Here is a 15,747-nt window from a genome sequence, read left to right as displayed (position 1 = left end):
CAGGCGCAGCCGCCCCACCCCGTACGCGATGACATGATCGCCACAGCCTTCCGTCACTTGACGCAAACACTGGCAATGGGTTGCATACGTTCTGTGATCGTGCACCCTGCTCCATCTTCTTGTTCACTCGCGTCCCTCGGGACACCGTTGCGGGCAGGGGGCGCCGCGCCGTGGACCCGGTGATCATCGTCGGCGCGGGGCCCGTCGGGCTCACCCTCGCCCTGGCACTGGCCCGTCAGGAGGTGCCCTGCGTCGTCCTCGACGAGGGCACCGGCAAGGACGAACCCCGTCTCGCCCGCACCGTCGTCCTGCGGGAGGACACCACCGCCCTCGTGGAACGCCTCACCGGCGCCCCCCTCGGCGCGCTCGGCACCCGCTGGGCCGGATGGCGGTCGATGCGGCGCAAGCAGGTGACGCGCGAGGTCTCGTTCGAGGACGCCGCCGCACGGTCCGAGGGCCACCCGGACCCGGCCCCGCTGCACATCGCCCAGCACGTCCTCACCGGCGCCCTGCGCACCGCCCTCGCGAACGAACCGCTCGTCAAGCTCGCCGTGGACAGCCGCCTGGACGCGATGGAGCAGGAGCCCTCCGGCGTCACCGTGCACACCCGCGGCCCCCAGGGCACCTGGTGGCGCGGCAGTTACGTGGTCGGCTGCGACGGCCCCCGCTCGACCGTCCGCAAGCTCCAGGACATCCGCTTCCCCGGCCGCACCGCCGTCGAACGGCACGCCGTGGCCGCACTCCGCGTGGAACTCCCCTGGAAGGGCCACGCGTTGCTCCACCGCATGCCACCGTGGCGGATGTCCGCCCCGTCGGCAGGCGAGATCACCGGACGCCCGCTCCCCGACGGCGTCTGGCGTCTGGACTGGCTGCTGCCGCCGGGCAAGGACCTCGTCACCCCCGAACTGCTGGTCACCCACATCCGGGAGACCCTCGCCGGCTGGTGCGACGGCGCGACACCGCCGTACGACCTGCTCGACACCGGGGTACACACGGTCCACCACCGGCTCGCCCGCCGCTGGCGGGCCGGCCGCGTCTTCCTCGCGGGCGACGCCGCCCACTGCCTCGGCACCCTCGGCACCCACGGCCTCGACGAGGGGCTGCGCGACGCCGACAACCTCGCCTGGAAGCTGGCCCCCGCCTGGCACCACGGTACGCACGAGGCGCTGCTCGACTCCTACCAGACCGAGCGGCGCGCGGCCGTCGCCGCCCGGCTGCGGGCCGCCGACCAGGCGCTTCCGCTGCTGCGCGCGGGCGGCGGGTTGCGGACGCTCGTGCCCGGTTCGGCGCGGGGACACGAGGCCCTGCTGATGGACGGGCATCTGGGTCAGGGCCCTGTCGGAGCGCCGGGGACGTACGCCGACTCCCCGCTCGCCCCGGGCCCGCTCGAGGGCGAGGTCCCCGTCGACACCCCGCGGGGCGCACCCGTCGCGGACGTCCGGGTCACCGCCGAGGACGGCTCCTTCGCCCGGCTCCGGGACCGGCTCGGGCGCGGTGCGCTGCTCGTCGTCCTCATCGCGCCGGGCACCGGTGTGTGGGACCGCAAGCACTGGGCGACCGCCGGCATCATGCCCCGCCTGGCGGCGGCGGTGACGGCGTTGCCGTACCGGGCCGAACTGCTGGTCGCGGAGAGCTACCCGGGCGCGGCCGCGCACTCGGTCCTGCTGGTGCGCCCCGACGGGCACCTCGTGACCGCCCTCGGCGGGGTGCGGCCCGCGGATCTCTACGCGGCGGCCGAGGCAGCCCTCGGCGGACCGGCCGCATCCCAGGCCCGGTCACAGACAGAGGCGCAGGCACAGACGGGTGCGGAGCGGGCCGGAGCCGCTTCCCGCTGAGCCTCGCCGCGTCGCCCGCCGCCATGGCTGCTTCGTACACGGGAGCGACACTCACCGTCACTGTGGGGTCCGCATAGTGACGGTGAGTTGACCGGCCCCGACCGGCGTGGTGTACTCCCGAGCGTGACCGACACCTGTGTGCGCCTGTGGCGGAGGGTCCATATGGACCTCGTCCGCTATGCGGGCTGCGTGTGTCGTCCGTCCTGCTGACTTCGCCTCTTCTCCTTCCGCGCGCCGCGACCTTCGTTCGCGCTGCCGCGCGCTCTTCGCGAACTTCCTTCAGGACGGTGCCCCTTGTCTGTCTCCCCTGCCGCCGTTGCCTCCTCGCCGCAGGACTCCACGGCCGACGTCACCTCCCCGGCCTCCGCGCCGACGCAGGCCGACCTGCTCGACTTCGTCCGGCGCGCCGCCGCCGACGCCGAGTTGATCGCCTCGCTCCCGCTCGACCCCGAGGGCCGTACCTGGGTACGGCTCGAAGGTCCCGGCGGCAGCGAGGCCTGGCTGATCGGCTGGCCTCCCGGCACCGGAACCGGCTGGCACGACCACGCCGAGTCGGTCGGGGCGTTCGTCACGGCCTCCGGTGAACTCACCGAGCACTCCCTGGCCGTCCGGCTCCCGGCCGGCGGCTGGAAGACCCTGGAACTGGCCGACGACGTGGACCGCTCACGCCGGCTGCCCGCAGGCAAGGGCCGCGCCTTCGGCCGTCACCATGTGCACGAGGTCCTCAACGAGTCGACCGAGCGGCACGCGATCTCCGTGCACGCCTACTACCCGCCTCTCCCGCTCATCCGCCGGTTCAGCCGCGGCGGACCGGTGCTGCGCCTGGAACAGGTCGAGCAGCCCGAGGACTGGCAGTAGAGCGAGCGCCGAGCGGAGGGGAACGACGATGAGCGGTACGCGGAGCAGGGGCGAACGGCCCGTCGGGATCGACGCGTTGCTGGAGCGGGTGCGCGCCGGCTACGAGCGGATCGAGCCGCGGGACGCCTACACGGCCGCCGAGGACGGTGCGGCCGTACTGGTCGACATCCGGTACGCGGCCCTGCGTGAGCGGGACGGGCTGATCCCGGGCGCGCTGGTCGTCGAGCGCAACGAGCTGGAGTGGCGGCTCGACCCCCAGGGCAGCCACCGCCTTCCCGAGGCCACGAGCCACGACCTGCGGATCGTGGTGCTCTGTAACGAGGGGTACGCGTCGAGCCTGGCGGCCGAGTCGCTGCACCGCCTGGGACTGCACCGGGCCACCGACCTGGTCGGCGGCTTCCAGGCATGGCGCGCGGCGGGGCTGCCGGTGACACCGGGCGAGGCGGCGGACCAGGGCACCTCCTGAGCCCCCGGCCGGCCCCGGCCGACTCCCCCGCCGATCCCGACGCTGAACGCGAGCCCGTACGCGTCCCCGAAGCCGAACACGAGCCCGTACGCGATGGGCGCCCCCGCGCGTCCACCGTGTGTGGCATGTGTGGCGTGTGCGGCATGTGCGGCGTGCTCAGCACCCCACCGGACATCAGCCCCTCAGCCCCCCGGACGTCAGCCCCCCTCATCCCCCAGAAACTCCGTGTCCTCGCCCTCCTCCTCCAAGGCCTGCCGGACCACCCGCAGGGCCATGCCCTCGGGGTAGCCCTTGCGGGCGAGCATGCCCGCGAGGCGGCGCAGGCGCTTGTCGCGGTCGAGTCCGCGGGTGGAACGCAGCTTGCGCGCGACGAGTTCGCGGGCAGTCGCCTCCTCCTGCTCGGAGTCGAGCTGGGAGACGGCCTCGTCGATCAGCGCGGAGTCCACGCCCTTGGTGCGCAGCTCCCTGGCGAGTGCCCGTCGTGCCAGCCCCCGGCCATGGTGCCGGGACTCCACCCAGGCGTCCGCGAACGCGCTGTCGTTGATCAGCCCGACCTCCTCGAACCGCGACAGCACCTCCTCGGCGGCGTCGTCCGGGATCTCCCGCTTGCGCAGGGCGTCGGCGAGCTGCTTGCGCGTGCGCGGGGTCCCGGTGAGCAGGCGCAGGCAGATCGCCCGTGCCCGCTCGACCGGGTCACCCGGAGGCGTCCCCTCCTCGGCCCTCGACGAGGAAGTGGCGCCACCGTCCTCGCCGGGCGGCTCCGTACGTCCGCGCCGGCGTCGCCCGCGCGGGCCTTCCGGGCCGTCCGCACCCCATGCCCCGCCGCGGTTACGCCCGCGGCGGGCGCCTCCGCGGGAGGCGGCGGCACCGTCGTACGCCGGGCCGCCCTCTTCCTGGGCCCCGCCGTCGAACCCCCCGCCGTCGAACCCCCCGTCCGCGTCAAGGGCCGGGTCCCCGTGCGGGGCCTCCGGGTGGTCGGTGTACTCGGCCCAGTCCGTTCGCCGTGTCACGGATCAGCTCTTGGCAGCCGCGGCCTTGGTCTTGGCTGCCTTGGCCGCCGGTGCGGGCACCGACTTCGCGGCGTCGTCCGAGGTGGCGGCAGCGGCGTCCGCGCCGGGCTCGGCCGCGGGCTCCGCCGGACGCACACCGACGCCCAGCTTCTCCTTGATCTTCTTCTCGATCTCGTTGGCGAGGTCGGGGTTGTCCTTCAGGAAGTTGCGGGCGTTCTCCTTGCCCTGGCCGAGCTGGTCGCCCTCGTACGTGTACCAGGCGCCGGCCTTGCGGACGAAGCCGTGCTCCACGCCCATGTCGATCAGGCCGCCCTCGCGGGAGATGCCCTGGCCGTAGAGGATGTCGAACTCGGCCTGCTTGAAGGGCGGCGCGACCTTGTTCTTGACGACCTTGCAGCGGGTGCGGTTGCCGACCGCCTCCGTGCCGTCCTTCAGGGTCTCGATGCGGCGGATGTCGATGCGCACCGAGGCGTAGAACTTCAGCGCCCGGCCACCGGTCGTGGTCTCCGGGGAGCCGAACATCACGCCGATCTTCTCGCGGAGCTGGTTGATGAAGATCGCCGTGGTCTTGGACTGGTTGAGCGCGCTGGTGATCTTCCGCAGGGCCTGGCTCATCAGACGGGCCTGGAGACCGACGTGGCTGTCGCCCATCTCGCCCTCGATCTCCGCGCGCGGGACGAGCGCGGCGACGGAGTCGATGACGATGAGGTCGAGGGCGCCGGAGCGGACCAGCATGTCCACGATCTCGAGCGCCTGCTCACCGTTGTCCGGCTGGGACAGGATCAGGTTGTCGATGTCGACGCCGAGCTTCTTCGCGTACTCGGGGTCGAGCGCGTGCTCCGCGTCCACGAAGGCGACCTGGCCGCCGGCCTTCTGCGCGTTGGCGACGGCGTGCAGGGTCAGGGTCGTCTTACCGGAGGACTCCGGTCCGTAGATCTCCACCACACGGCCGCGCGGCAGGCCGCCGACGCCGAGGGCGACGTCGAGCGCGGTCGACCCGGTCGGGATGACCTCGATGGGCTCGTTCGTCCGGTCACCCATGCGCATGACCGCGCCCTTGCCGAATTGCCGTTCAATCTGTGCGAGAGCGGCATCCAGGGCCTTCTCGCGGTCGGTTCCTGCCATGGGTTCCACCCGATTTGCTTGAGTCGATCGCTTCACGTCAAAGACGCTAACGCCTGCCACTGACAACGCGCCCCGACGCCCGTCCAGCCTGTGGATAACTCGGGGACATCTCCCACCGAACCGTGGTGAAACGCCCACCGAGTGGCCTGCCGGAGCCTCCATAAGAATGGATGTTCGATTTTCGTGTCAAGCGCGCCACGCCCTCCCCGGGCGCCCCTCAGGAAGCCCCCGGCCCCGGTCCTCCGGGGTTCTCCCCGTCCCCGGAGTCCCCCGAGTCCCCCGAGTCCGAGCCCGACCCCGGCTCCTCCCCCGACTCCGGCCCGGACTGTGCCGCCGAGCCCCCGGTCTGCCGGCTCCACGCCTCGCGCATCCGCCCGAGGAGCCCGCGCCCGGCGCCCCGGTCCCGGTGCCCGTGGACACGCGGGTCGTCCGTGACGTCGTACCGCTTCACATAGGCACCCAGGAACGCCTGCAGCGTGGCGACCGCCGGAATGGCAATCAGGGCGCCCACCGCACCGAGCAGGGCGGTGCCCGCGATCACCGAGCCGAAGGCGACGGCGGGGTGGATGTCGACGGTCTTGGAGGTCAGCTTGGGCTGCAGGACGTAGTTCTCGAACTGCTGGTAGACCACGACGAAGATCAGCACCCAGAGCGCGTACCAGGGATCGACGGTGAACGCGATCAGCATGGGCAGGGCGCCCGCGAGATAGGTGCCGATGGTGGGGATGAACTGCGAGACGAGGCCCACCCACACGGCGAGCACGGGCGCGTACGGCACGTCCAGTCCGGCCAGCAGGACGTAGTGGGCTATGCCCGAGATCAGCGCCATCAGGCCGCGCGAGTACAGATAGCCGCCGGTCTTGTTGACGGCGATCTCCCAGGCGCGCAGCACCTCGGCCTGCCGGGCCGGCGGCAGCACGGAGCACAGGGCCCGGCGCAGGCGCGGGCCGTCCGCGGCGAAGTAGAACGAGAACAGCGTGATCGTCAGCAGCTGGAACAGGCCGCCGAGCACCTGCGCGGAGACGTCCAGGACGCCGCTCGCGCTGTTCTGCACGTAGTTGCGCAGCCAGTCGGAGCGCAGCAGCCCCTCCTGGACGTCCACCCGCCGCAGATCGGTGTTGAAGTGCGTGTTGATCCAGTTGATGACGGAGTCGAGGTACTCCGGGAAGTCCTCGACGATCTTGATGATCTGCCCGGCGAGCATCGACCCCAGCAGGGTCACGAACCCGGCGGAGGCGATCATCACGGCGAGGAAGACGATGCCGGTGGCCAGTCCCCTGCGCATGCCGCGCGACGCCATCCAGCTCACCGCGGGCTCGATGGCGAGCGCCAGGAAGAACGCGATGAGGATGTTGATCAGCAGCCCGGTGAGCTGGTGGAAGGCCCAGCTGCCGAGCTGGAACACACCGACGAGGGTCAGCGTCAGCACCAGGGCGCGCGGCAGCCAGCGCGGCATGCGCGCGTCCGCCCCGCCACCGGCCTCGCCGGGGGGCGGGGTGGGCGGGGTCGTGCCGAACGGGGGGTCCTGCCGGGTGAGCTGCCCGGTCTCGTCAGTGCGTGCCACGGAGCAAGTCTCGCCCACCGCGGTGACAATCGGACCCGGGTCAGCGATCTCTGTGACAGGTCAGCGCTTCTCCGCCGGGACGTCCATGACCTCGCAGACCACGCGCCACACGTCCTTGGCGTCCCAGCCGGCCCCCAGCGCCTCGTTCACGGTGCGCCCGCCGAGTTCCGTCATCACATGGTCACGCGCGAACATCTCGGCGTACCCCGCACCGAAGTGCTCCGCCATCCGCTGCCAGAAGACCGTCAACCGCATGCGTTCTCACTCCATACCCGCCATGAACGGCAAGTTTCCCATGCTCCCCGGCCCCCGCGCGTACCCACGGCAGACCCTGGCTCTCATCGCCACTCCGCCGCCGGTGAAGCCCTCGGTGAACGGGTGCGCCGGCCCCCGATGACGGGAGCCGGCGCCGGAAGAGAACCCGTTACGGGCTGACGCAGCCGATCGAGCCGGCGGGCAGATCGTTGCCGGTGGAGGTGGCGGTGAAGCCGAAGGTGACGCTGCCGTCCGGCGGGATGCTCCGGTTGTGGTCGACGTTCCTGACCGTGACCGTGCCGTCGGTTCCGGTGCTCAGGGTGCCGTTCCACACACTGCTCAGCCGGGTTCCGGTGCCCGGCCGCCATTGCACGGCCCAGCCGTTGAGCGCGGCCGTGTTGTGGTTCATGACCTCGACGGAGCCCTGGAAGCCACCGCTCCAGGAGTTCGTCACGGAGTAGACGGCCATGCAGCCGGTGTGCGGGTCGGTCGGGTCGGTCGGGGTGGGCGTCGGGGTCGGCGTGGGCGTCTCGCCGGAGCCGCGGATGCCCGTCACCTCACCGTTGCCGCCGTCGAAGACGATGTCGGAGCAGGAGAAGAAGTTCTCCTGGCTGTCCGAGCGCACCCACTGGATGAACAGCACCGCGTCACCCGAGCGGCCCGAGGGCAGGTTCAGGTTCCAGTAGTAGTGACCGGACTCGCTGCCCGGCGAGCCCGACTGGGCGGGGTTGGTGACGGTCTGGATCAGCTCCAGGTCGTCCCAGCCCAGCGCGGTGCTGGGCGAGTAGCCGGGCTTGGACAGATAGACCCGGAAGTCGCCCGGGTGCGCCGCCCAGTTGCTGTACCGGACCTGCATGCTCTTCCCGGAGGTCAGATGCGTGCGGGGCCAGTCGGAGCGGGCGGCGTTGTAGCCGGTGAAGTTGTACGGGGAGCGGTCACCGGCGCTGCACAGCTTGCCGTCGGGCACATAGCCCGCGCCGCGCCCACCCGCGTTGGAGTCGAGCACGGCGAACCAGTTGTAGAGCGCCGTCGATCCGCTCTCCGCCAGCGCCGCCTTGCACGCCGCGTTCGTCGGGTCCAGGGCGCCGCTGCCGGTCTTGGCGTCCAGATAGCAGAGATAGGTCCGCGATCCGGGCATCATCGCCACCCCGTGCGCCTGCGCGCTGCCCTGCCCGAGCAGGGCCAGGCCGAGTCCGCTCAGCAGGGTGGCGAGCACCGCCGCCCAGGAGAGGAGCCGGTTTCTGCTTCGAACCATGGTGCCTCCTGTCGTTCCGTGGCTGTCCGCTGTGGGGCCCCCGCCCGCCCGGGGACGCGGTCGCTCGCTCCGGGCGGGCAGGGGAGTCGTGGGGGAGGTACGCGGATCAGGCGGGCGGTGCGCCCCAGGCCAGGGCGCTGCCGAGGTAGCCGGGGATGGCCGGGGCGTCGGTGTAGGTCGTGGCGGTGCCGCGGCTGTGGTCGTCGGTCTCGTCGAACGGAGACCAGTCGGACTTGGCCATCCGGAGCTGGAGGTCACCGGTGTCGCGGCCCGCGGCGAGGGAGCCGGACGTGAAGCCGACCTCCAGGTAGGCGTCCGCGCCCGCGACCGGGGAGCTCAGCGGGACGACCCTCAGCTTGAGGGTGGAGCAGCCGACCGCGGCGTAGTCGCACCAGGCGTTGACCGTGGCCGAACCGTCCCGGGTGAAGTAGTAGCGGGCGGTGACCTGGGTGAGGTCGAGCGCGGTGCTGCCGGTGTTGGTGATCCGCAGGCCGGGGCGGATGGCGTTGTCGGTGGCCGAGGAGTCGTTGTTCTTGTACGCGACCTTCAGCCCGCCGGACGGGTCGGGGTTGCCGCCGCCCGACTCGGTGGTGACGCTCAGCGCTGCGGAGGCGGCGGAGACGTTCCCGGCCGCGTCACGGGCCCGCACGGTGTAGCTGTAGGCCGTGGCGGCGCTCAGACCGGTGTCCGTGTACGTGGTGCCGGTGGCCGTGCCGACCCGGGTGCCGTTGCGGTACACGTCGTACCCGGTCACGCCCACGTCGTCGGTGGCCGCGGTCCAGGCCAGGGAGACGCTGCTCGCGGTCTTGGCGGTGGCGCGCAGGCCGGTCGGGGTGGTGGGTGCGGTGGTGTCACCCGGGTCGCCCGGGTCGGTGCCGCCCGTCGGCACGGCGGGGTAGGCGTTGCGCACCAGCATCAGGAACTGGTTGTGGAACCAGTGGCCGGCCAGTGGTGCGTCGGGCAGCGCACCGGTCTTGTTGTTGCCGGCGTTGGAGGCGGTGTAGTCGGGGTCGCACATCGGGTCCGCGTGCTTGCCCTCCTCGTTGGGGATGTCCTTGCTGGCCCCGTCGGACTCCCCCGGCGGCTTGACCCACAGGAAGGCGTCGAGGTGCGAGTCGGAGTGTCCCGAGGGCGCGGCCTGCGGCGGCTCTCCGAGTCCGGCTCCGCTGGTGTTGCACCACAGTCCGCGGTGGGCGCGGCGGTCGGCCTTGGACTCGCTGACGTAGGTGTCGAGGTTGGTGCTGGTGCTCACCGCGGTGGGCCGCGCGGCGCCGCCCCAGCCGTTGCGGGACGTGTCGATCACCAGGCCGGTGGAGGCGGGCCAGCCCGCCGAGACCAGCGCCCGGTGCACGTTCCTGGTGAAGTCCACCTCGTCGAAGTTCGGGTTCCACTCGTAGAACTTGCCGGACTTGACCGGGTTGCCGCCGACCGACTTGTCGGGGTCGGTCAGGAACGGCTCCTCGAGCGGCGTGTAGTTGGCGACGTTCGTGATCAGCCCGTCGACGCTGCTCAGCCCGGCCGAGGTGCCCCGGGCCACCTCGGTGTACTGCTGCACCGTCTGGGTGAGGTTGTTGTCCCAGCCGAGCCAGCCGGAGTGCGCGTAGTCCAGGTACGTGTACACGTTCGGGATCGCGTGCAGCTTGTCCAGGGCGTACTGGACGCCCTTGACGTACAGGCCGCTGCTCTTGGCCTGGGCGCACTCGGGGTCGGAGGTGTTGGTCACCAGGTTGGGGAGGCTGTCGGGCTCGATGACCGTGGTGATGCGGATGTCCTGGTACTTGGGGTCCTTCATGACGTTCGCGATGACGTCGATGTACTCGCTCTTGTAGCGGTCCAGACCCGCCTGGGTGAGCGGGAGTTCGCCGCTGGAGGCGAGGGCGGCGCAGTCCCGTCCCGGCAGGTCGTACACCACGAAGGTGGCGGTGATCGGCTGTCCGGGCTTCTTCTGGGCGAGCGCCAGGTCGAGGTGGTCGGCCAGGCTCTTGCGTCCCGCGTTGTCCTCACCGCCGTGGACGGCCGCGATCCGGTCCATCCAGACGGCGGTCGGATAGCTCTTGACCTTCTCCATCTTCGCCTTGAGCGTGGCGTCGGAGGTCTGCGCGATGGACGTGTCCACGAGCTCGGCGTAGTCGGGGTTGACGTAGAAGGTCGCTCCCGCGAACGGGTTGTCGACGTGGGCTTCCGCCGCTGCCGCGGGCTGCCCCGCCAACTGGCCCGCCACCCCGAGCATCAGGGTGGCCAGGGCGGTGGCCAGGGCTGCCGGCCCTCGTCGGCGCGTGCGCGGTAACCAGGTGCGGTCGGCTCTGGTCGGTTCGGTCATCGTGCCCTCCTCGGTGGTGGGTGCGGGTGCGGGTGTGCCGGTCGTGCGTCAGGACCCGGTGCACTGCGGAGCGGGGGTGCCCCCGGTCCCGCTCGCGGTGCTGCCGGACGAGGCGGTGGCGCCCGGCGGGACGCCGTCGTGGGCCGCGGGCAGCGGGGGCGCGCTGCCCGGAGCGCGCGAAGGGCGGCGGCCGTCGGGGCCTCACCGGTCGGCGCGCGGGCCGCGGCGCGTGGCGCCGCGACGGCCGGGGGGCCGCGTAACGGGCTCGGGCTCATGAAGGGCGGGCCTTTCCGGGTGCGGGCCGGAGGGGCGGTGGAGGGAGCCTGTCCCGTCGGTGCGGGAGGGCGGGACAGGCCCCGGGGACGGCCGGTGCCGGGCACCGGCGTCGGTCACGCGGTGGTGCAGGCGGTGCCGTTCAGGCGGAATGCGGTGGGCTTGGTGAACGTGCCGCTGTAGGTGCCCTGGAAGCCGAAGGTCTGGGTGCCGCCGGCGGCGATCCGCGCGTTGTGCGCCGCGGGGCTCGCCGTCACCGCGCCCGTGGAGCCGGACAGGTCGGCGTTCCAGGAGCCGGTGACGCGCTGCCCGGAGGGCAGGGTGAAGCCGAGCTGCCAGTTGTCCACGACGGCGGAACCGGTGTTCTTCACGGTGACGTCCGCGGTGAAGCCGCCCTGCCAGACGTTGGTCGCGTAGGTCACCTGGCAGGCCGTGGCGGGCTCGCCGGGGCCACCCGGGTCACCGCCGCCGCCGAGGTTGACGCTGGAGGAGAAGGAGTTCACGGCCAGACCGGCGCCGTTCTGCCAGGGCTCGAACCCGGCCTGCACACTGGTCAGGTACCAGTTGCTCTGCGCCATGCCCCGGGCGACGGCCTGGTCGACGAAGTCCATGACGTCGAAGCTCCAGGAGCTGATCGCCGAGGGGGCGACGAAGGAGATCACGTCGTTGGAGCCGTTGCTCCCGGTCCACACCTCCCAGGAGCGCCCGCCCACGGAGGCGGTTCCGACCGGCGAGCCGATCGGCTGGATCGACCCGACGCGGTTGAACCAGATCATGATCTCGGTCCGGTTGACGCCGTCGGTGCGGGGCGTCGGGTCCAGCCAGATGTCGTACGAGGCGTTGTAGACGGCGTTCGACACGAAGCCGTACGAGATGCTGCTCGGCGCGCTGGAGATGCCGCTGACCTGCGCCGGGAGGGCGGTCCCCGGCGAACAGTTCGTGTAGTGGCAGCCGTTGAACACCGACGGGTACGACTTCGGGGCGCCGTTGGTCGGGACCGAGCCGTCCGCCTGGGTCACCCGGAAACCGGTGTCGGTGTCGGTGACGCACTGGGTGGCGCTGGTGCCCCAGCGGTTGTTCTGGACGACGTAGCGTCCCTGGATGACGGTCGATCCGAACTCCTCGCAGACCTCGGTGTCGGCCTGGGCCGGCTGTGTCGTCACGAGGAGCGCCGCGACGGCGGCGAGAGCGGTGAGCAGGGCGGCCAGCAGGCCGCGCGCGGTGCGAGAGTTGTGGGGTGACGGTCGCATGCGGGTGCCTCTCGGAGGGAGTTCCGGACAGGTCGCGCCTCGGGGAAGGTTCCGGTGGTTCCCGACCGGTGATTCGGGAGCGCTCCCATCGTCCACGTGATGGGAGCGCTCCCACTCACCAGGTCGAGTCCGGACTGTAGGGGCCTCCCATGTCCCTGACAACCCTGTGCGCAAGGACTGGTCGGTGGATTTTTCGAAGCCGCACGTCAGCCTGAGGGTGCGTCAGAGGCTGTCCATATTTTGGGAGCGCTCCCGAAATGTTGCGGACGTCGACCGGCCTCAGGCGGAGCCGCGCACCACCAACCGGGTGCGGAGAATGACGTGCCGCCACGCCACCTCGGGCCGCTCCATCTCCTCCAGCAACAGCCGCACCATGGTCCGCCCGATCTCCTCCATCGGCTGGCGGACCGTCGTCAGCGGCGGGTCGGTGTGCTGGGCGAGCGGGAAGTCGTCGTAGCCGATCACCGCGACGTCCTCGGGCACCCGGCGCCCGGCGGCCCGCAGCACGCCCAGCGCTCCGGCGGCCATGGTGTCCGAGGCGGCGAACACGGCGTCGAGGTCCGGGTGCCGCTCCAGCAGTTCGGCCGTCGCCCGGCGCCCGCTGCTCTCGGCGAAGTCGCCCTCCACGACCAGCGAGGGCAGCGGCTCCAGACCCGCGTCCGCCAGGGCTTCCCGGTAGCCGCGCAGCCGGCACTGGGTGACGTACATGTCGAGCGGGCCGGTGATCGCGGCGATCCGGGTGCGACCGCCCCGCACCAGGTACGTCACCGCGTCACGGGCGCCGCCCACGTTGTCCGCGTCCACGTAGGTGACGTTCTCGTCGCCCGAACGGCGCCCGAGCAGCACCGTGGGCAGCCCGGCCTCGGCGAGCATGTCCGGCAACCGGTCCTCGCTGCGTACGGACATCAGCAGGACCCCGTCCACGCGTCCCCCGCGCGCGTACTCCACGAGGCGCCGCCGCTCGGCGTGGGTGCGGACCAGGGTGAGCAGCAACTGGACGGAGGCGTCGGCGAGGGCGTCGCCGACCGACTGGACGATCTCCGCGAAGAAGGGTTCCCCGAACAGCCGCCAGTCCCGCTCGGTCATGGCCAGCGTCACGGCGTCCGCCCGCCGCCCGGCCAGGGAGCGGGCCGCCAGGTTGGGGACATAGCCCAGTTCGGCGATGGCCCGCTCGACGGTCCGGCGCGTCGAATCCTTCACGCCCGCCGCGTTGTTGATGACCCGCGAGACGGTCCCCCGTCCGACACCGGCCAGGGCCGCGACCTCTTCCAGTGTCGGCGAACCAGGGCGCTGCCTGCCCATAACCACCCCCCAGGGCACCCGATCCTACGGCCCGCCCGCGCGCGTGATCGAGAGCCGGGCGGACCCCGGGTCCGGGCGAGGGGCCGCGGTCCACGGGCGGGCATCCCGTCGCGACCGTCAACCGCGTGCGTCGGGAATCCCGCCCCTGAGAGTGGGCCTGGGCCGGGACCCCTTGCCGAGACCGCTTTCCGCCCTACGGTCTGTCGCATGCCCGAACCAGGAGCCTCCCCGCTCAGCAAGGCGCCTCCCCCGGCGCGCTCGCCGCTGTTCCACGCCGAGCAGTTCGTCTGGCTGACCGCGCGCGTGCTGGAACAACGCCTCTTCGCGTACCACTTCCTGCACGGCTCCGCCGACCCGGTGGAGACCGCGCTGGACGCCTACCGCAACGACGACGGCGGCTACGGCCACGCTCTGGACCCGGATCTGCGGGGCCCGGTCAGCCAGCCGCTGCACGCCCGCCGCGCGCTCCAGGTGCTGGACGCGATCGGCCGGTGCGGCGGACAGCGGGTGGACCGCGTCTGCCGGTACCTCACCTCGGTCTCGGCCCCGGACGGCGCCCTGCCGGCCGTCCATCCCAGCCTGCGCGGCTATCCGGCGGCGCCGTCCCTGCCGGTCGTGGAACCGGCGCCCAGCTCGCTGCTGGCCACGGGGCCGGTGGTCGGGCTGCTGCACCGCAACGAGGTCTGGCACGCGTGGCTGTTCCGGGCCACGGACTCCTGCTGGCAGGTCGTCGAGTCCCTGGAGAAGCCGGATCCGTACGAGGTGGAGGCGGCGGTGGCCTTCCTGGACCGGGTCCCCGACCGCCCGCGCGCGGAGGCGGCCGCCGACCGGCTGGGCCGGCTGGTGCGCAGGCAGCGCCTGGTGAACGGGGGGCCGGGCGGCACCGACGGCTCCCCGCTCGCGGAGGACACGTCCCGCTTCCCGCACGTGTACGCGCCCCGTCCGGACTCCCTCGCACGCGCGTGGTTCACGGACGAGGAGATGAACCGCTCCCTCGACAGGCTCACCGCCGAGCAGCAGGAGGACGGCGGCTGGCCGACCCGCCACCCCGCATGGGCGCCCTGTACCGCCCTGGAAACCCGCCCCACGGCCACGATCGAAGCCCTGCTCACCCTCAGGGCATACGGCCGCCACATCGGCTGACCGGACCGGCGCCCGCGGCCATCGTCAGCCCCCGAGGGCCCGCACCCCCGCCGTCACCAGGACGGCCGCCGCGACGACGAGCAGGAAGGGGGCCCGCAGGATCAGCATGACGGCGGCCGCGGCGAGCCCGCCCACGCGCGCGTCCAGGACGAGTTCCCGCCCGTCGGCGAACGTCTGCTGGGCGGTGAGCGCGGCCAGGAGGGCGACCGGCAGCAGGGCGGCGAGCCGTCGCACCAGAGGCCGCTCGAGGGCGCCCGCGGGCACGAGGAGCCCGATCAGCTTGACGGCGTAGCAGCCGAGCGCGGTGACGGCGATCGCGATCCAGACGTTCATCGTCCCTCCTCCGGCACGTCGCCCCGGCGGCCCCGCGCCCACAGCACGACCGGTGCCGCCAGCGCCGCCACGAGGACCGGCACCCCGGCGGGCAGGACGGGCAGCAGCCCGAGGCCCAGCACCACGGCCAGACCGGCCACCGCGCGCTCGGTCGTGGACTTCAGCATCGGCGCGAGCAGGGCGAGGAAGACCGCGGGTCCCGCCGCGTCGAGGCCCCAGGCGTCGGTGTCCCCGATGGCCTCGGCGCCCAGGGCGCCCAGCAGGGTCGTCAGGTTCCACAGCACGTACAGGCTCAGCCCGGTCACCAGGAACCCGATCCGGGCGCCGCGCCGGGTCGGCTGCGCCAGGGTGACGGCGGTCGTCTCGTCGATCACCCACTGGGCGGCGAACGGCCGTATCGCGCGCGTGAGGCGCAGTACCTGCGACAGGCGCAGCCCGTAGAAGGCGTTGCGCACCCCGAGGAAGAAGGCGCCGGCGGCCGCGGTCAGCGGGCTGCCGCCCGCAGCGAGCGCCCCGACGAGGGCGAACTGGGAGGCCCCCGTGAAGACCAGCAGGCTGAGCGCGCAGGTCTGCGCGAGGGTGAGTCCGCTGCCGGCGGACGTCACCCCGAAGGCGAAGCCGGACAGGCCGACGGCGACGCCCACACCGAGGGCGTCGCGCACCACGGCGGCGTCGGGCTTGCCCCGGCCGTCGTCGGGGTCCGTCTCAAGATCTGTGCTGGGTGCTGCGAGGGCTTTCCGTTCTGACACGTCCGCCAC

At 72.4% G+C, this 15,747-nt stretch carries 15 protein-coding genes; 5 read left to right on the top strand and 10 right to left on the bottom strand.

Translation table 11 applies throughout. From position 1 onward, the window contains the following. Nucleotides 1-170: 170 nt before the first annotated feature. From F8R89_RS26220 to F8R89_RS26210, 4 genes are all read left to right on the top strand, one after another. Complete coding sequence (locus tag F8R89_RS26220) at nucleotides 171-1,835, top strand: FAD-dependent monooxygenase (RefSeq protein WP_151786240.1); 1,665 nt, start codon at nucleotides 171-173, stop codon at nucleotides 1,833-1,835. A 162-nt stretch (nucleotides 1,836-1,997) separates the two neighbouring features. Next, a complete protein-coding gene (locus F8R89_RS37360) occupies nucleotides 1,998-2,045 on the top strand; it encodes a hypothetical protein (RefSeq protein ID WP_309506048.1) in 48 nt (15 codons plus the stop codon). An 84-nt stretch (nucleotides 2,046-2,129) separates the two neighbouring features. Further along, nucleotides 2,130-2,693 (top strand): cysteine dioxygenase, encoded by a 564-nt coding sequence (locus tag F8R89_RS26215; protein ID WP_151786239.1) that lies wholly within the window; start codon nucleotides 2,130-2,132, stop codon nucleotides 2,691-2,693. A gap of 28 nt (nucleotides 2,694-2,721) precedes the next feature. Next, a complete protein-coding gene (locus F8R89_RS26210; RefSeq protein WP_151786238.1) occupies nucleotides 2,722-3,159 on the top strand; it encodes a rhodanese-like domain-containing protein in 438 nt (145 codons plus the stop codon). A 197-nt stretch (nucleotides 3,160-3,356) separates the two neighbouring features. Here F8R89_RS26210 and recX read toward each other — a convergent pair whose 3' ends face one another. The 8 genes from recX to F8R89_RS26170 form a co-directional block, all read right to left on the bottom strand. Further along, entirely contained in the window at nucleotides 3,357-4,169 is an 813-nt protein-coding gene (gene recX / locus F8R89_RS26205) for a recombination regulator RecX (RefSeq protein WP_151786237.1), read from the bottom strand. Nucleotides 4,170-4,172: 3 nt separating this feature from the next. After that, a complete protein-coding gene (gene recA / locus F8R89_RS26200) occupies nucleotides 4,173-5,294 on the bottom strand; it encodes a recombinase RecA (RefSeq protein ID WP_151786236.1) in 1,122 nt (373 codons plus the stop codon). 217 nt (nucleotides 5,295-5,511) lie between these two features. Then, nucleotides 5,512-6,858: an AI-2E family transporter gene (locus tag F8R89_RS26195; protein ID WP_151786235.1), complete on the bottom strand. Its 1,347-nt coding sequence runs from the start codon at nucleotides 6,856-6,858 to the stop codon at nucleotides 5,512-5,514. Between the two features lie 60 nt (nucleotides 6,859-6,918). Next, complete coding sequence (locus F8R89_RS26190) at nucleotides 6,919-7,113, bottom strand: DUF3046 domain-containing protein (protein ID WP_151786234.1); 195 nt, start codon at nucleotides 7,111-7,113, stop codon at nucleotides 6,919-6,921. Between the two features lie 169 nt (nucleotides 7,114-7,282). After that, complete coding sequence (locus F8R89_RS26185; RefSeq protein ID WP_151786233.1) at nucleotides 7,283-8,368, bottom strand: lytic polysaccharide monooxygenase; 1,086 nt, start codon at nucleotides 8,366-8,368, stop codon at nucleotides 7,283-7,285. Between the two features lie 106 nt (nucleotides 8,369-8,474). Then, complete coding sequence (locus F8R89_RS26180; RefSeq protein ID WP_151786232.1) at nucleotides 8,475-10,688, bottom strand: glycoside hydrolase family 6 protein; 2,214 nt, start codon at nucleotides 10,686-10,688, stop codon at nucleotides 8,475-8,477. A gap of 389 nt (nucleotides 10,689-11,077) precedes the next feature. Further along, nucleotides 11,078-12,211 carry a GH12 family glycosyl hydrolase domain-containing protein gene (locus F8R89_RS26175; protein ID WP_151786231.1) on the bottom strand — a complete coding sequence of 378 codons (1,134 nt, stop codon included), beginning with the start codon at nucleotides 12,209-12,211 and terminating at the stop codon, nucleotides 11,078-11,080. Between the two features lie 279 nt (nucleotides 12,212-12,490). Continuing rightward, nucleotides 12,491-13,513: a LacI family DNA-binding transcriptional regulator gene (locus F8R89_RS26170; RefSeq protein ID WP_151786230.1), complete on the bottom strand. Its 1,023-nt coding sequence runs from the start codon at nucleotides 13,511-13,513 to the stop codon at nucleotides 12,491-12,493. A 207-nt stretch (nucleotides 13,514-13,720) separates the two neighbouring features. Here F8R89_RS26170 and F8R89_RS26165 point away from each other — a divergent pair, with 207 nt between their 5' ends. Further along, nucleotides 13,721-14,656: a hypothetical protein gene (locus F8R89_RS26165; protein WP_151786229.1), complete on the top strand. Its 936-nt coding sequence runs from the start codon at nucleotides 13,721-13,723 to the stop codon at nucleotides 14,654-14,656. 24 nt (nucleotides 14,657-14,680) lie between these two features. On the opposite strand, the gene F8R89_RS26160 is transcribed toward F8R89_RS26165, so the two are convergent. Then, complete coding sequence (locus F8R89_RS26160) at nucleotides 14,681-14,989, bottom strand: AzlD domain-containing protein (protein WP_151786228.1); 309 nt, start codon at nucleotides 14,987-14,989, stop codon at nucleotides 14,681-14,683. Further along, nucleotides 14,986-15,738, bottom strand: coding sequence for an AzlC family ABC transporter permease (locus F8R89_RS26155; RefSeq protein ID WP_151786227.1), 753 nt, complete (start codon nucleotides 15,736-15,738; stop codon nucleotides 14,986-14,988). The genes F8R89_RS26160 and F8R89_RS26155 overlap by 4 nt, the downstream gene beginning before the upstream one ends. Between the last annotated feature and the right edge of the window lie 9 nt (nucleotides 15,739-15,747).

It is taken from the genome of Streptomyces sp. SS1-1 (assembly GCF_008973465.1).
GTDB lineage: Bacteria > Actinomycetota > Actinomycetes > Streptomycetales > Streptomycetaceae > Streptomyces.
Note: the sequence above shows the minus strand (reverse complement) of the source record. Positions and strands in the feature narration are given on the sequence as shown.

Coding starts and splice junctions, on each gene's coding strand:
- F8R89_RS26210 (WP_151786238.1), top strand. CDS start 2,722: ATGAGCGGTACGCGGAGCAGGGGCGAACGGCCCGTCGGGATCGACGCG.
- recA (WP_151786236.1), bottom strand. CDS start 5,294: ATGGCAGGAACCGACCGCGAGAAGGCCCTGGATGCCGCTCTCGCACAG.
- F8R89_RS26190 (WP_151786234.1), bottom strand. CDS start 7,113: ATGCGGTTGACGGTCTTCTGGCAGCGGATGGCGGAGCACTTCGGTGCG.
- F8R89_RS26185 (WP_151786233.1), bottom strand. CDS start 8,368: ATGGTTCGAAGCAGAAACCGGCTCCTCTCCTGGGCGGCGGTGCTCGCC.
- F8R89_RS26180 (WP_151786232.1), bottom strand. CDS start 10,688: ATGACCGAACCGACCAGAGCCGACCGCACCTGGTTACCGCGCACGCGC.
- F8R89_RS26175 (WP_151786231.1), bottom strand. CDS start 12,211: ATGCGACCGTCACCCCACAACTCTCGCACCGCGCGCGGCCTGCTGGCC.
- F8R89_RS26170 (WP_151786230.1), bottom strand. CDS start 13,513: ATGGGCAGGCAGCGCCCTGGTTCGCCGACACTGGAAGAGGTCGCGGCC.
- F8R89_RS26165 (WP_151786229.1), top strand. CDS start 13,721: ATGCCCGAACCAGGAGCCTCCCCGCTCAGCAAGGCGCCTCCCCCGGCG.
- F8R89_RS26160 (WP_151786228.1), bottom strand. CDS start 14,989: ATGAACGTCTGGATCGCGATCGCCGTCACCGCGCTCGGCTGCTACGCC.